Annotated in this window: 10 protein-coding genes, 2 tRNA genes and 2 pseudogenes; 10 read left to right on the forward strand and 4 right to left on the reverse strand. The window is 61.9% G+C overall.

Annotated features, from left to right (window positions below; genetic code table 11):
• Positions 1–241 precede the first annotated feature (241 nt).
• From ACIPZG_RS17045 to ACIPZG_RS17080, 8 genes and pseudogenes are all read left to right on the forward strand, one after another.
• Positions 242–1429: an ATP phosphoribosyltransferase regulatory subunit gene (locus ACIPZG_RS17045; RefSeq protein WP_008095421.1), complete on the forward strand. Its 1188-nt coding sequence runs from the start codon at positions 242–244 to the stop codon at positions 1427–1429.
• Between the two features lie 56 nt (positions 1430–1485).
• The gene (locus tag ACIPZG_RS17050) at positions 1486–2778 is read left to right on the forward strand and encodes an adenylosuccinate synthase (RefSeq protein ID WP_008095424.1); all 1293 of its coding nucleotides are present in this window, start codon (positions 1486–1488) and stop codon (positions 2776–2778) included.
• Between the two features lie 1032 nt (positions 2779–3810).
• Positions 3811–4023, forward strand: a pseudogene (locus ACIPZG_RS17055) (methyl-accepting chemotaxis protein); the annotation flags it as partial.
• Between the two features lie 201 nt (positions 4024–4224).
• Complete coding sequence (locus tag ACIPZG_RS17060) at positions 4225–4929, forward strand: methyl-accepting chemotaxis protein (protein ID WP_400715730.1); 705 nt, start codon at positions 4225–4227, stop codon at positions 4927–4929.
• 111 nt (positions 4930–5040) lie between these two features.
• Entirely contained in the window at positions 5041–5511 is a 471-nt protein-coding gene (locus ACIPZG_RS17065; protein WP_400715577.1) for a DUF2867 domain-containing protein, read from the forward strand.
• A gap of 247 nt (positions 5512–5758) precedes the next feature.
• Positions 5759–6247 (forward strand): annotated as a pseudogene (locus ACIPZG_RS17070) (Hcp family type VI secretion system effector).
• A gap of 9 nt (positions 6248–6256) precedes the next feature.
• Positions 6257–7231, forward strand: coding sequence for a hypothetical protein (locus ACIPZG_RS17075; protein WP_400715579.1), 975 nt, complete (start codon positions 6257–6259; stop codon positions 7229–7231).
• Positions 7228–7602, forward strand: a complete 375-nt coding sequence (locus tag ACIPZG_RS17080; RefSeq protein WP_400715581.1) for a hypothetical protein — start codon at positions 7228–7230, stop codon at positions 7600–7602. Before ACIPZG_RS17075 ends, ACIPZG_RS17080 begins: the two co-directional genes overlap by 4 nt.
• 145 nt (positions 7603–7747) lie before the next feature.
• On the opposite strand, the gene ACIPZG_RS17085 is transcribed toward ACIPZG_RS17080, so the two are convergent.
• From ACIPZG_RS17085 to ACIPZG_RS17100, 4 genes are all read right to left on the reverse strand, one after another.
• Positions 7748–9313, reverse strand: a complete 1566-nt coding sequence (locus ACIPZG_RS17085; protein ID WP_400715583.1) for an ABC transporter permease — start codon at positions 9311–9313, stop codon at positions 7748–7750.
• Positions 9313–10326 (reverse strand): extracellular solute-binding protein, encoded by a 1014-nt coding sequence (locus tag ACIPZG_RS17090; protein ID WP_400715585.1) that lies wholly within the window; start codon positions 10324–10326, stop codon positions 9313–9315. Before ACIPZG_RS17090 ends, ACIPZG_RS17085 begins: the two co-directional genes overlap by 1 nt.
• A 198-nt stretch (positions 10327–10524) precedes the next feature.
• Positions 10525–10611: transfer RNA gene (locus tag ACIPZG_RS17095), tRNA-Leu, on the reverse strand.
• 87 nt (positions 10612–10698) lie between these two features.
• Positions 10699–10785: transfer RNA gene (locus ACIPZG_RS17100), tRNA-Leu, on the reverse strand.
• A gap of 270 nt (positions 10786–11055) precedes the next feature.
• Here ACIPZG_RS17100 and rnr point away from each other — a divergent pair.
• Together rnr and rlmB are read left to right on the forward strand one after the other, a co-directional pair.
• Entirely contained in the window at positions 11056–13638 is a 2583-nt protein-coding gene (gene rnr, locus ACIPZG_RS17105; protein WP_400715587.1) for a ribonuclease R, read from the forward strand.
• On the forward strand, positions 13635–14381 hold the full coding sequence (rlmB, locus tag ACIPZG_RS17110) for a 23S rRNA (guanosine(2251)-2'-O)-methyltransferase RlmB (protein WP_008089831.1): 747 nt from the start codon (positions 13635–13637) through the stop codon (positions 14379–14381). The genes rnr and rlmB overlap by 4 nt, the downstream gene beginning before the upstream one ends.
• Positions 14382–14611 lie beyond the last annotated feature (230 nt).

Raw genomic sequence — 14611 nt, forward strand, 5'->3', positions numbered from 1 at the left:
TGCATCCTGAATGAAAAGGGGTGTATGATGCGGCAGCCGGGAAATTTCCCGGCTTTTTTGCGTCTGCAAGGTTGATTGGCAAACGGCCAGTTGACGGCTTGGTCAGGTCGCAAGGCAATTCGAGGGTATTGGGTACGGTGGTGGCGCTGGGATCAGTGCTGCCCGCTGCTGTGCGCCAATGCCTGCTTTACTGACGGCTCGCCTGCTGGCAAGCCGCCCGGACCAGAGGGGAAATGGCGTAATGGCAACGGTAGACCGCTGGCTGCTGCCAGATGGCATCGAGGAAGTACTGCCACCTGAGGCTGCGCGCATCGAGATCGCGCGCCGCCAGGTGTTGGACCTGTTCCAGAGTTGGGGCTACGAACTGGTCGTCACCCCGCATATCGAGTACCTGGAGTCGCTGCTCACCGGCGCCGGCCAGGACCTGGACCAGCGCACCTTCAAGGTGGTCGACCCACAGTCCGGCCGCCTGATGGGCTTCCGCGCCGACTTCACCCCGCAGGTAGCGCGCATCGACGCTCACACCCTGCGCCGCGAAGGTCCGAGCCGCCTGTGCTACGCCGGCAGCGTGCTGCACGCCCAGCCGCGTGCCCTGTCCACCTCGCGCAGCCCGATCCAGCTGGGTGCCGAGCTGTACGGCGACGCCAGCCCCACCAGCGATGTCGAGGTCATCAGCCTGATGCTCGCCACGCTGCAATTGACCGACGTCGCGGATGTGCACATGGACCTCGGTCATGTCGGCATCTACCGCGGTCTGGCGCGCGCCGCCGGGCTGTCGGGCGCAGTCGAGCAGCAGTTGTTCGACGCCCTGCAGCGCAAGTCGGTGGATGAAGTGCAGGCGCTGACCGCCGATTTGCCGAAGGACCTGGGCAACATGCTGCGCGCCCTGGTCGAGCTGTGCGGTGGTCGCGAAGTGCTGGCCGAAGCCCGCGTGCGCCTGGGGCGTGCCCCGGCCAGCGTGCTGGCAGCGCTGGACGACCTGCTGGCGATCGCCGACCGTCTGGCGTCGCGTTACCCCGAGCTGCCGCTGTACTTCGACCTCGGCGAGTTGCGCGGCTACAACTACCACACCGGTGTGGTGTTCGCGGTGTTCGTCCCGGGCGAAGGTCAATCGATCGCCCAGGGCGGCCGCTATGACGACATCGGTGCCGATTTCGGCCGGGCGCGCCCGGCCACCGGCTTTTCCACGGATTTGAAGACCCTGGTCACACTGGGGCGAGCGGAGGTCGTATTGCCTGCTGGCGGCATCTGGATGCCCGACAGTGGCGACGCGGCCCTCTGGCAGCAGGTCTGCCAGTTGCGCAACGAGGGCCAGCGTGTGGTCCAGGCCCTGCCTGGCCAACCGTTGAGTGCTGCTCTCGAGGCGGATTGTGATCGGCAATTGATTCAGCAAGACGGGCGCTGGCAAGTACTGCCGCTGACCCAATGAGTTTCTGCGCCGGCAATTGGCCGGCAACCAAGTTTGCGTGAATGAGGACAAGTGTTATGGGTAAGAATGTCGTCGTCCTGGGCACCCAGTGGGGTGATGAGGGCAAAGGCAAGATCGTTGATCTGCTGACCGAACATGCTGCCGCTGTAGTGCGCTACCAGGGTGGCCACAACGCGGGTCACACCCTGGTGATCAACGGTGAAAAAACCGTTCTGCACCTGATTCCGTCCGGCATCCTGCGTGAAGGCGTTCAGTGCCTGATCGGCAACGGCGTGGTCGTTGCTCCGGATGCCCTGATGCGTGAAATCACCAAGCTGGAAGAGAAGGGCGTACCGGTGCGCGAGCGCCTGCGCATCAGCCCTGCTGCGCCGCTGATCCTGTCGTACCACGTGGCCCTGGACCAGGCCCGCGAGAAAGCCCGTGGCGAAGCCAAGATTGGCACCACCGGCCGCGGTATCGGCCCAGCCTACGAAGACAAGGTCGCTCGCCGCGGCCTGCGCGTGGGCGACCTGTTCCACCGTGAGCGTTTCGCTGCCAAGCTGGGTGAGTTGCTGGATTACCACAACTTCCAGCTGGTGAACTACTACAAAGAGCCGGCCATCGACTTCCAGCAGACCCTGGACGAGTGCATGGCCTACGCCGAACAGCTCAAGCCGATGATGCTCGACGTCACCGCCGAGCTGCACAACCTGCGTCGCGCCGGCAAGGACATCATGTTCGAAGGCGCCCAGGGCTCGCTGCTGGACATCGACCACGGTACCTACCCGTACGTCACCAGCTCCAACACCACTGCTGGCGGTATCTCCACCGGTTCCGGCGTTGGCCCGATGTACCTGGACTACATCCTCGGCATCACCAAGGCCTACACCACCCGTGTAGGTTCCGGCCCGTTCCCGACCGAGCTGTTCGACGAGACCGGTGCCACTCTGGCCAAGCGTGGTCACGAGTTCGGTTCGACTACCGGCCGTGCCCGTCGTTGCGGCTGGTTCGACGCCGTTATCCTGCGTCGCGCCATCGACGTCAACAGCATCTCGGGCATCTGCCTGACCAAGCTGGACGTGCTGGACGGCCTGGAAACCATCAACATCTGCGTTGGCTACAAGAACGAGAACGGCGCCGTCATCGACGCACCGTCCGATGCTGACAGCTACATCGGCCTGGAGCCGGTGTACGAAGAGATGCCAGGCTGGAGCGAATCGACCCTGGGTGCCAAGACCCTGGAAGAGCTGCCAGAAGCTGCTCGCGCTTACATCAAGCGCATCGAGGAGCTGACCGGCGCGCCGATCGACATCATCTCCACCGGCCCGGATCGCAACGAGACCATCGTGCTGCGTCATCCGTTCGCCTGATCTGCCTTCCAGGCTGATCTGACGCCGTGGTCCTGAAAGGGGCTGCGGCGTTTTTGTTTCTGCGCATATCGCCGGCTTGCCGGCGATGGGCCAGTACTAATCGCTCACTGCTAGACCTTGGCGCATATCCCTGCTGCCCTCGGCACAACCCTTGCTGTAAGAAGTTTCTGCGAATGCCATCAAAATAATGGCGCCAGAAAGCACGAGGGTTTCAACGTGTCTGCCATCCTCTCACTGTTACGAAGCCGCCTGTTGCGGCCTGTGTTTGTTGCCTTGGGTATCGCCCTTTTGGTGCAGGTGCTGGTCGCCGTTGCGCTGACACGAAGCACTGTCACCGCCCTTGAAGCCGACCTGGGTGAACGCCTGGGCAACGACAGCCGCAAGCTTGCCAGCGAGCTGGAGCAAGCCGGGCAGGAGGTTCGTTCGGGCCTTGAAGGTCTCTCCAGCAGCACCCGCCAGCGCCTCAGCGCGGGCCTGTCCGAGCGTTTGCAACGCGAGCAACAGCAGTTGCGCGCCACGCTGGAAAAGAATCTCAAGGATTCCGCCAACGACATGGCCGAACTGCTGGCCTCTGTCGCCCCGCGGGCGATCTGGGACAACGACGTGCCGACGCTCTCCGACTTCGCCCGCCGCGCCCAGCGCAACCCCAACGTCTTGTTCGTGATCTACGACGACGCCCAGGGCCAGCACCTGACCCGTTACCTGAACCGGCAGAACCCGATCAACCAGGCCCTGATCGAGAAAGGCCAGGGCGAGCGGGCGCTGGACAAGGTGCTGGAGGCTGCCCGCCGCGACCCTTCGGTGTACTTCGTCGAGGCTTCGATCAACCCTAATGGCGCGGAGATCGGCAAGGTGCTGATGGGCGTCTCCACCGCCGGTGTAGACCAGGAACTCAAGGCCCTGGACCAGCGCTTCAGTGCCTTGATCGCCAGTGGCGGGCAACTGGTGGGTGACAGCCTCGGTGCCGCTGCGGCAGACAGCGGCAAGGCCCTGCGTGAGCGGCTGGAAACTGCACAGAGCAGTGCCACGGCGATGCAGGCCAATACCGCGCAAACCGTGCGCGATTCGGCTGCGCAGCTGCGTTGGCGGATCGGCCTGGGCCTGGTGCTGGTAGGCCTGGGTGTATTGATTGTGGTCGCCTTGGTGCTGGGCCGTCGTGTGCTGAGCAAGCTGCGCCTGCTGATCGCCGCGCTCAATGATCTGGCAGCCGGGGAGGGCGACCTGACCAAACGCGTCAACCTCGACAGCCGCGACGAAATCGGCGACATGGCCTCGGCGGTCAACCGCTTCGTCGACAAGCTTCAGCCGATCGTGCGCGAGGCGGGTGAAGTGGCGCAGCGTACCGGCGTCGAAATCGGTGCCATGGCCCAGCGCAACGCTGGCGCCGATGCTTCAGCGGCCTTGCAGCGCGATGAAGTGGCAGCCAGCCTGCGTGATCTGTCCAGCATGGCCGACGAAGCCCAGGCCGAAAGCCATGCGATGCAGGCGGCGCTGCGCCAGGTGGTGGATATTCGCCAGGCCACCGATGAGAACAGCCGCACCTCTACGCAACTGGCTGGCCTGATCGAGAACCTCGCCGGCCAGGTCGAAACCGGCTCGCAAGTCATCGAGCGGCTGGCCAAGCAGAGCGAGCAGATCGAAGTGGTGTTGACCGTGATTCACGGTATCGCTGAACAGACCAACCTGCTGGCGCTCAACGCCGCCATCGAAGCCGCGCGTGCCGGCGAGACCGGGCGTGGTTTCGCCGTGGTGGCCGACGAGGTGCGGGCGCTGGCGAGCAAGACGCAAAGCTCCACGGGGGATATCCAGGCGCATATCTCGGCGCTGCAGAAGGGCGCCAAGGAGGCGGTGGCCACCATCAGCCAGGCCGGTCTCAAGGCCAGCGAAGGCCTGCTGGTACTGCGCGACAACGAGCGCCGTCAGCAGTCGGTACAGGCGGCGGTGGAGCAGGTGCATGCGGCGATCGGTCTGGCTACCCGGGCTGCCGAACAGCAGGCGAATGGGGCTCAAGCCGTGCGCGGCCGCGTGGAGAACATCCATGCCCAGGCCGAGCGCTCGGCCGAAGTGGTGATGCAGACCACCGCCAGCAGCAAGGTCCTGGATGACCTGGCAGCGCAATTGCGCGCCAGCCTGGGCCAGTTCAGGGCCTGAGACCGCCTACTTCCCCATCGCCGGCAAGCCGGCGATGGGCCGCCCAGCGGCCCCAGTACAGAATGCCCCTTTGCTAAGCTGTCAGGCGACCCATGACAAAAGGATTTGTACATGCCCGCCCAATTGCTCGCCGCCCCGGCCGACCTGGACTTCCTTCACAGCGCTAGCGTACCGCTGACAACCCCGCTCACCGCCCTGCAAGCCTATTGCGCGATGACCTCTCACATCCCCGCCTGGCTGGCTGGCGCCTTTCGCCTGCGCGACTTCATCTCCCGCCGGTTCAACGTCGCCGATATCCACGGCTTTACTTCCCGCAGTCCCGAGCATGTGCCGCAGGTGGGCGAGCGCCTGGATTTCTTCACCGTGGAGGCAATCAGCGACCAGCAACTGGTCCTGACCTCACGTGATACCCACCTGGCGGTCATGGTTTGTATGGACTCGACCGCAGAGTGCGGGAGCAGGCAGCGCCTGAGCGTGACCACATCGGTGCAGTGCTTCAATGCCTTTGGCCGCTTGTACATGCTGCCGGTCGGCCTGGCGCATGGCCCGATCGTGCGGCGGATGTTGGCAAACATTCGTTAATCGATTCCCAGTACTGCATCTCGCCGTGAAACATTTATTTACCCGATCAAGTCGCTTTTTTCGCCAAATTTGTAGGCAATTTCCTAATTTGACCTTGAGCTCCCGTCTACGATTGCGGGTGCGGCAATAGAGGGCTAGGGTCAATCGGGCCTCTGGTGGCGCATCCTGCCCAGTGAGGAACAACCCTAAAGCGACGTTGTCCGAACCTCGTCGTCATCAGCCCAATCATTACCAAGGAGAGGTAAGCATGGCTTTCGATGCTTATATTCAAATCGCGGAAATCAATGGCGAAGCGCTGGATGAGCAATACGCCGACTGGATCGAAATCATCGGCTACAAGTTCGGTGCCAACTAAAGCACCTCTGCCACTGCGAGCTCTGCGGGCGGCGCATCTTCAGGCCGCACCACTCTCACCAATTTCACTTTCACCAAATACCTGGACAGCTCCCGCTGCAAGCTGCTTGAGGCCAGCTGTGCCGGCCAGCATCTGAAGGAAGTGAAGCTGGTGGTTTGCCGCGCTGGTACTGAAAAGCTCAAGTACTACGAAGTCGTTCTGGAAGAAGTGATCATCGCCGACTACGCCCAGAGCGCCAATAACGGGCTACCGATGGAAGTCGTGCAGCTTAACTACGGTCGCATCAAGACCACCTACACAAGGCAGAAGCGCCTCGATGGCAGCGCCGGCGGCAACGTGACTGGCGGCTGGGATCGCATCAACAACAAGAAGTATGCGTGAGGTACGACCATGTCCGAGGCACGCAGCTTCATTAATTCGCAAGCGCAGTCGTATGAGTCGCTGAAGGCCGGCACGCCGATGTCGGCCAATCAGCGGGCCAAGTTTGATGTATTGAATGCGCATATCGTCAATAGTGTGGTTGTCGGTGGGGAACTGGTTATTGTTGGAGACCCCGGTACTCCATCGTGCACAAGCCATGAAGCTTATTTGATGGCGCAGGCTGCAGGAATACACCATCAGCTCGAGGTCGATGGTGCAGGAGTTGATGACTTTCTACTGGATAACTATGAGATGTTGAAAAGCCTGCTTGCCCACGCTTCCTTGGGGGCAGGAGCGGCCGCTGATGGATGGGGTAGGCATCTTGAAGCTATCAAGAGAACTCTGGAGGATATCGAACAGCTACATCGTCAGTATTTGGGGAGTGGCACGATCCGGTCGCGTGATGAGTTTTATGCTAAGCGCATGGCGCTGTTCATGAGGCTGGATGAGCAACTGGGCATGATAGCTGCTTACGGTTCTGCCTTGCGCAATAAAGGGGCAGCAAAGCGAGCGCTTGAGATATCCACCAAAAGCTATCTGCATACCGGTGAAATAGCTGGGTATGCGCAAAAAATTGCCGGTGTTTCTAGAGCGGCGGCTTTAGTGAAGAAGGGAACCTACATCGGGGTTGGTCTTGATGTGGCATCCTCGGCGCTTGACATCCACAAGGCTTGCACGCTTGGGAGAGAAAATGAGTGTGCAAAAGCTAAGTACGTGCAGGGGAGCTCTTTAGTGATGGGGCTGGGTGGGGGAAGTATGGGGGGGGCTGTCGGAAGTTTCTTTGCCACTGCTGGCTGTACTTTCGTTTTGGGGGTTACCACTGGGCCTGGTGCACTTGTTTGCGCGGTGTTGGGAGGAGCGGTGGGAGGGGCCGTTGGCGGAAATATAGGAGCAGAGGGCGGTGAGGTCATTGGTGAGTATTTATATCGGAAGGTAGCGGAATGACGGTTGAGCCAGCGTTGATATGGATGTCCATTCTAGGGCCGGGCTGCCTTGCTGTGCTGGCATTATTTTATGTGGCTCATCGCCATCTTGATGCAATCGAAGCGCTTTTGGCTAACTCCAAGTACATAGGGGATCTAAGAACGACTTTTTCCGGGGCGGGTTTGATCGGGAAGGTTTTGCGGACCTGTGTTATAGGGGGCGTGCTGATGGTTCCCGGCCCTTATGCCCGCAGAGGGCTTATCGACTTAAGTGAAGTTAAGCGTTTTCCCGCAGGGATGAAGCGGGTCATCGTGGGGATCTTGTTAGTACTTATCGTCTGTTTCTTTATGATGCTTGCTTTTCGTGCATGGACTTATGTGAGCCCAAAGTAAATGCAGCGCAGGGGACGGCTGAGGCGATAGGTGGGGTTACACAATGCTTTTTGACTTGCAATAAGAGTGGATGCCACTTAGATGGCAATCGGTAGGTAGTTGGGTGGCCGGCAGCCCAGGCTGTCTGCCAGCCTGGGTTCTCCCCTCAAGCCTTGTTCAAATACATCCGCGTGGTCAGCAGATATACCGGCAACCCCGATACCACAATCAACAACGCCGCATATGGCGCCGCCGCCGCGAACTCGACATTGGCGGTATGCGCCCAGACCTCAGTGGCCAAGGTGGTCATACCGGTCGGGCTGAGCAGCAGGGTGGCGGTCAGCTCCTTCATGGCGTCCAGAAACACCAGGGCAAAGGCGGCTGCTAGGGCAGGGAAGATGATCGGCAGGGTTACCCGGCAGAAGGCTGCGAAGCTGCTGGCGCCCAAAGTGCGGGCTGCCTCTTCGAGGGTTGGCGATGCCTTGTTCAGCGCGGTGCGCACAGGTGCCTGGGCAAGAGGCAGGAACAGCAGCGCATAAGCCAGCAGCAACAGCGCAGTGGTCTGGTACAGCACCGGCACATAGCGCAGGGCAAACACCACCAGCGTCAGCGCGATCACCAGGCCGGGCAGGGCATGCAGCAGGTATGGTAGGCGTTCGGCCCAGATCGCCAGGCGGCCCTTGTAGCGCACCACCAGGAAGCTGACCGGCAGCGCCAGCAGTACGCAGAAGCCTGCGCCGCCCAGCGACACCGACAGCGAGGTAAGCAGCGCCTTGCTGATCGCCGCCACCGGGAACGCTGCCGACGAACCAACACTCAGCCAGTAACCGAGCATGGCCAGCGGAATACCGCTGCCCAGTATCGCCAACCCCAGGCAGAACAGCTGCGCCAGTGGCATCCAGCCGCGCAGGTGTACCGGCTGCGCACGACGTGCAACGCCCTGGCCGATGCGCACATGGCGTGCCTTGCCGCGTACCTTCAGCTCCAACCACAGCATCATCAGGCAAAGTGCCAAAAGCACCGCCGACAACATGGCAGCATTGGCATTGCTGAACTCCAGCTCGAACTGCTGGTAGATCGCGGTGGTGAAGGTTTGCAGGCCGAGAATCGACAGCGCGCCAAACTCAACCAGCATGTGCAGGGCGATCAGTAGTGCGCCGCCGAGCATCGACGGCCACAGCAGCGGCAGGGTGACCTTGGTGAACACGCCCCAGCGGCTGCAGCCCAGGGTGCGCGCGGACTCTTCGAGCGAGGTGTCGAGGTTGCGCAGGGTCGCCGCCACCGGCAGGAACACCAGCGGGTACTTGGACAGCGCCATGACCATGATCGCCCCGCCCAGGCCTTCGAAGTCCGAGCTCAGCGACACCCAGGTGAAGCTGCTGACAAACGACGGTACGGCGAATGGCAGGCAAAGCACCACACCCCACAGCCGGCGGCCGGGCAGGTTGCTGCGTTCGAGCAGCCAGGCCAGGGCCAGGCCGACTACCATGCACGCCAGCGTCACGCCGACCATCAGCAGCAGGGTGTTGCGCATCAAGCCCCACACGAACGGTCGCCAGAGCAGGTGCAAGGCTTCTCGCCAGCCGGCTTCCCAGGCTTTCATGGCGACGTACAGCAATGGCAGCAAGCTCATCGCCACCAGGAACAGCACGGGCAGTACCACCCAGATGGATGGGCGCTTGCGGCGCGGTACGAAACGTACTGGCGCCGGCTGGGACAGGGCGGCGGTCATCAGAGTAGGCCGACCTCGCGTTCAAGCTCCAGCGCTTCCTCGGCATTGCCCAGGTCGGCTGGCGAAATCTTTGGCGGGCGCAGCTCTTCGAATGGCTTCAGGCCGCGGTCGGAGACCATGCCCTTGTGCAGCGGGTACTCGGCGGTGGTCTGGGTGATCACGCGCTGGCCTTCTTCACTGGCCATCCAGTTGAGCAGCGCTTGGGCTTCCTTCGGATGCTTGCTGGCCTTGACCGCGCCGGCGCCAGAAATGGTGACCAGGTTGCCGGCATCGCCATCGGCCAGGTAGTACAGCTTGGTATCGAGCTTGCCGCGCTCGCGCTCCAGGGCATACCAGTAGTAGTTGTTGACCAGCACGGCGGCGACTTCGCCTTTTTCCACGGCCTTGAGCGCGACCATGTTGTTGGTGTAGGTCTTGCCGAAGGCTTTCAGGCCGGTCAGCCATTCTTCGGTGGCTTCACGCCCGTGCATCTTCAGGATGGCCACGGCCTGTTCCTGGAAGGCACCGCTGGTCGGCACGTAGCCCACGCGGCCTTCCCATTCGGGGCCGGCGAAATCCATCACCGTGGTCGGCAGGTCTTTCTCGTCGATCTTCTTCGGGTTGAACACCACCACGCGGGTGCGCGCGGTAACGCCCATCCAGGTGCCGTTGGCGCCCACATATTCCTTGGGCAGCATGTTCAGCGTGGCGTCGTCGATTTTCGCCAACAGGCCCAGCTCACCCAGGTTGTTCAGGGGTGGGGATTCTTCGGTATAGATGATGTCGGCCGGCGAGCGGTCGCCTTCCTCGATGATCTGGCTGGCCAGCTGGTTGCTGCTGCCCTTGCGGATATTGATATGGATGCCGGTCTTGGCCTCGTAGGCCTTGGCGATGGCTTCGCCGATTTCCTTGTGCTGACCGTTGTACATGGTCAGGGTGACCGGATCGTCTGCCATGGCGGCCGGAGCGCCGATCACCAGGCTCAGAACTGCGGCGGCCAAGGTGCGCATCAGCGGTTGCGGGCGGATCGTCATGCGGGTACTTCCTCGCGTACGGCTACATATTTGGAAACAATGGTAAACGAAATCGTTTCTCAAGTGACCGGATGACGACAAATTCATGAGTCGACCATGGTGCAACGGTGGGGCAGGCGCTGCGCATGTTCGTGAGGGGGAGGGGGGTAAAAATCGCAGGCAAGAAAAAACCCACTAGCAAGCTAGTGGGTTTTTGTATGGTGCCCAGGAGAAGACTCGAACTTCCACGACCTTGCGGTCACTGATACCTGAAACCAGCGCGTCTACCAATTCCGCCACCTGGGCAAAGCTTTGCAACATCTGGTGAAGGCGACTATCGTTCGCTTCACACAGTAGTAACAGATCCTTGGTCATCTGTTACTTGAAAATACTTGGTGCCCAGGAGAAGACTCGAACTTCCACGACCTTGCGGTCACTGATACCTGAAACCAGCGCGTCTACCAATTCCGCCACCTGGGCACACATTCGAGATTACAAGATGCTTTACAGCGTCGTTCATCTCTACTACAACTTCGGGCTGTCCGTCGTTGTGGTGCGCACTATACGGACGCTCCCAAGGGCTGTAAAGCCCCTAATCGAAAAAAATTTCAAAAAATTCAACTTGTTGATTCCACAGGCCTATCGCCGCTCGCTGGACATACCGTTAGGGCTGTCCAAGGCTGACATTTCCGGTTTCAATACGCCTATGCCAGAATTCCTATCTATATACCCCAAGGTGAACCCCTTCTGATGGCCGATTGGCAATCCCTCGATCCCGAGGCCGCTCGTGAAGCGGAAAAATACGACAACCCCATTCCCAGCCGTGAGCTGATCTTGCAGCGCCTTGCCGACCGTGGCGAACCGGCCGCGCGCGAGGAACTGGCGGCCGAGTTCGGTCTTCACGAAGAAGACCAGATCGAAGCCCTGCGCCGCCGCCTGCGGGCCATGGAGCGCGACGGCCAGCTTATCTATACCCGGCGCGGCACCTATGCCCCGGTAGACAAGCTGGACCTGATCTGCGGTCGAGTCTCCGGCCACCGCGATGGCTTTGGCTTCCTTATTCCTGACGATGGCAGCGACGACCTGTTCCTCAGCCCGTCGCAAATGCGCCTGGTGTTCGATGGCGACCGCGGCCTGGCCCGAGTCTCCGGTGTCGACCGCCGTGGCCGCCGCGAAGGTGTGCTGGTCGAAGTCATCTCCCGTGCTCACGAGAGCGTGGTCGGTCGTTACTTCGAGGAAGGTGGTATCGGCTATGTGACCCCGGACAACCCGAAGATCCAGCAGGAAGTGCTGGTGACCGCCGGGCGTAACGGTGGCGCCAAGATCGGCCAGTTCGTCGAGATCAAGATCACCCATTGGCCGACCCCACGCTTCCAGCCGCAAGGCGATGTGGTCGAGGTCATCGGCAACTACATGGCGCCGGGCATGGAAATCGACGTTGCCCTGCGCAGCTACGATATCCCGCACGTCTGGCCGCAGGACGTGATCAAGGAAGCGCGCAAGTTCCGCTCCGAAGTCGAAGAGAAGGACAAGGAAAAGCGCATCGACCTGCGCCACCTGCCGTTCGTCACCATCGACGGCGAAGACGCCCGCGACTTCGACGATGCTGTCTATTGCGAACCGCTGGGCAAGCTGCGCATGTTCTCCGGCGGCTGGCGCTTGTACGTGGCCATCGCCGACGTCTCCAGCTACGTGCGCCTGGGCTCGGCCCTGGACGTCGAAGCCCAGCAGCGTGGCAACTCGGTGTACTTCCCCGAGCGCGTGGTGCCGATGCTCCCCGAGGAGCTGTCCAACGGCCTGTGCTCGCTGAACCCGCACGTCGATCGCCTGGCCATGGTCTGCGAAATGACCATCAACAAAACCGGGCAGATGGTCGACTACCAGTTCTACGAAGGGGTGATCCACTCCCATGCGCGCCTGACCTACAACAAGGTCAGCAGCATGCTCGAGCATTCCCGTACCCGTGAGGGCAAGGCGCTGCGCGAGGAGTACAAGGAAGTCCTGCCGGACCTGAAGAGCCTGTACAACCTGTACAAGGTGCTGGTGGATGCCCGTCACACCCGTGGCGCCATCGACTTCGAGACCCAGGAAACCCGCATCATCTTCGGCGCCGAGCGCAAGATCGCGGAAATCCGTCCGACCGTGCGCAACGATGCCCACAAGCTGATCGAGGAATGCATGCTGGCGGCCAACGTCGCCACCGCCGAATTCCTGCAGAAGCACGGTGTGCCGGCGCTGTACCGCGTGCACGACGGCCCGCCGCCGGAGCGCCTGGAAAAACTGCGTGCCTTCCTCGGCGAGCTGGGCCTGAGCCTGCACAAGGGCAAGGATCCGTCGCCCAAGGATTACCAGGCCCTGCTGGCGAGCATCGCCGGGCGCCCAGATTTCCACCTGATCCAGACCGTGATGCTGCGCTCGTTGAGCCAGGCGGTGTACAGCACCGACAACAACGGTCACTTTGGCCTGAACTACGAGGCCTACACCCACTTCACCTCGCCGATCCGTCGTTACCCGGACCTGCTGGTGCACCGTGCCATCCGCAGCATCATCCGTTCCAAGGTCGATACCCCACACGTCAAGCGTGCTGGCGCCATGAGCATCCCCAAGGCGCGTATCTACCCCTACGACGAGAACACCCTCGAGCAGCTGGGCGAGCAGTGCTCGATGACCGAGCGCCGCGCCGACGAAGCCACCCGTGACGTGGTCAACTGGCTCAAGTGCGAGTACATGAAGGATCGGGTGGGCGAGACCTTCCCGGGTGTGATCACTGCGGTGACCGGTTTCGGCCTGTTTGTCGAACTGACCGATATCTATGTGGAAGGCCTGGTGCACGTCAGTGCGCTGCCGGGTGACTACTACCACTTCGATCCGGTGCATCACCGTCTGTCCGGCGAGCGCACCGGGCGCAGCTTCCGCCTGGGCGACACGATCGAGGTCAAGGTCATGCGCGTCGACCTCGACGAGCGCAAGATCGACTTCGAAGTGTCCGAGCAGCAGCTCAGTGCCCCGATTGGCCGCAAGGGCCGTGGCGCAGCGCCAGCCGGCGAAAAGCCCGAGCAACAGCAGCCGGTGGTGGAAGCCAAGGCCACGCCGAAGCCGCGCAGCCGCAAGAGCGAAACCGCTGAAGCCTACTTCCCCAAGGACGCTGTGCAGCGCAATGCCGAAGTGCGCAAGAGCCGTGAAATGAAGAAGGCGCTGATGAGCGACGCGCGCACCGGCGGCCATGCCAGCAGCAAGTCGGACAAGGGCGGCAAACCTGCCGGCAAGCCGACCAAGCACCGTAAAGGCCCGCCGAAGTCCGGCGCGCCACGCAAGAGCAAGAGCAAGTCATGAGTCAGCTGGAAAAGATCTACGGCGTGCACGCCGTGCAGGCGTTGTTGCAGCACCATCCGAAGCGGGTCAAGCAGATCTGGCTGTCGGAGGGGCGCAGCGAGCCACGCATCCAGGCGTTGCTGGCACTGGCCGCGGAAAACCGTGTGGCGGTCGGCCAGGCCGAGCGCCGTGAACTGGACGCCTGGGTCGAAGGTGTGCACCAGGGCGTGGTTGCCGAGGTGAGCCCGAGCCAGGTGTGGGGCGAGTTGATGCTCGAGGAATTGCTCGAACGCACCGAAACGCCGCCGCTGATCCTGGTGCTGGACGGTGTCACCGACCCGCACAACCTCGGTGCCTGCCTGCGTACCGCCGATGCGGCCGGTGCCACGGCGGTGGTGGTGCCCAAGGACAAGTCGGCGACCCTGACGCCAGTCGTGCGCAAGGTGGCCTGTGGCGCTGCGGAAGTGATTCCGCTGGTGGCCGTGACCAACCTGGCGCGCACGCTGGAGAAGCTGCAGCAGCGTGGCCTGTGGGTGGTCGGCACCGCTGGCGAGGCGGAGCAGGAGATCTATCAGCAGGACCTGACCGGGCCTTTGGTGATGATCATGGGTGCGGAAGGCAAGGGTATGCGCCGGCTGACCCGTGAGCATTGCGATTTCCTGGTGAAGTTGCCGATGGGCGGTAGTGTCAGCAGCCTGAACGTTTCGGTGGCGACGGGCGTCTGCCTGTTCGAGGCCGTGCGTCAGCGCCAGGCCAAGCGCTGATCTTCACTCTGTAGCTGTGCGCCGGCTCTTGTAGGAGCGGCCTTGTGTCGCGAAAGGGGTGCGAAGCGCCCCCCAGATTTTCAGCTCCGCCGCATAAATCGCCGGGGCCGCGCTGCGGCCCATTCGCGACACAAGGCCGCTCCTACAGGCGATAGGGCCGGAACAGCCATAAAGTGTTTCCGGCTGTTCAAATATTCGCCAATCACCTTGCTTGTGCGTCCTGCCTTCTC

Origin of the sequence: Pseudomonas sp. NPDC089395 (assembly GCF_044749525.1) — a bacterium.
Classification (GTDB): Bacteria; Pseudomonadota; Gammaproteobacteria; order Pseudomonadales; family Pseudomonadaceae; genus Aquipseudomonas.

Excerpts from the sequence above, each read along its gene's own strand:
- ACIPZG_RS17050 (WP_008095424.1), top strand. The coding sequence starts at position 1,486 with ATGGGTAAGAATGTCGTCGTCCTGGGCACCCAGTGGGGTGATGAGGGC.
- rnr (WP_400715587.1), top strand. The coding sequence starts at position 11,056 with ATGGCCGATTGGCAATCCCTCGATCCCGAGGCCGCTCGTGAAGCGGAA.
- rlmB (WP_008089831.1), top strand. The coding sequence starts at position 13,635 with ATGAGTCAGCTGGAAAAGATCTACGGCGTGCACGCCGTGCAGGCGTTG.
- ACIPZG_RS17090 (WP_400715585.1), bottom strand. The coding sequence starts at position 10,326 with ATGACGATCCGCCCGCAACCGCTGATGCGCACCTTGGCCGCCGCAGTT.
- ACIPZG_RS17065 (WP_400715577.1), top strand. The coding sequence starts at position 5,041 with ATGCCCGCCCAATTGCTCGCCGCCCCGGCCGACCTGGACTTCCTTCAC.
- ACIPZG_RS17060 (WP_400715730.1), top strand. The coding sequence starts at position 4,225 with ATGGCCGACGAAGCCCAGGCCGAAAGCCATGCGATGCAGGCGGCGCTG.
- ACIPZG_RS17080 (WP_400715581.1), top strand. The coding sequence starts at position 7,228 with ATGACGGTTGAGCCAGCGTTGATATGGATGTCCATTCTAGGGCCGGGC.
- ACIPZG_RS17045 (WP_008095421.1), top strand. The coding sequence starts at position 242 with ATGGCAACGGTAGACCGCTGGCTGCTGCCAGATGGCATCGAGGAAGTA.
- ACIPZG_RS17085 (WP_400715583.1), bottom strand. The coding sequence starts at position 9,313 with ATGACCGCCGCCCTGTCCCAGCCGGCGCCAGTACGTTTCGTACCGCGC.
- ACIPZG_RS17075 (WP_400715579.1), top strand. The coding sequence starts at position 6,257 with ATGTCCGAGGCACGCAGCTTCATTAATTCGCAAGCGCAGTCGTATGAG.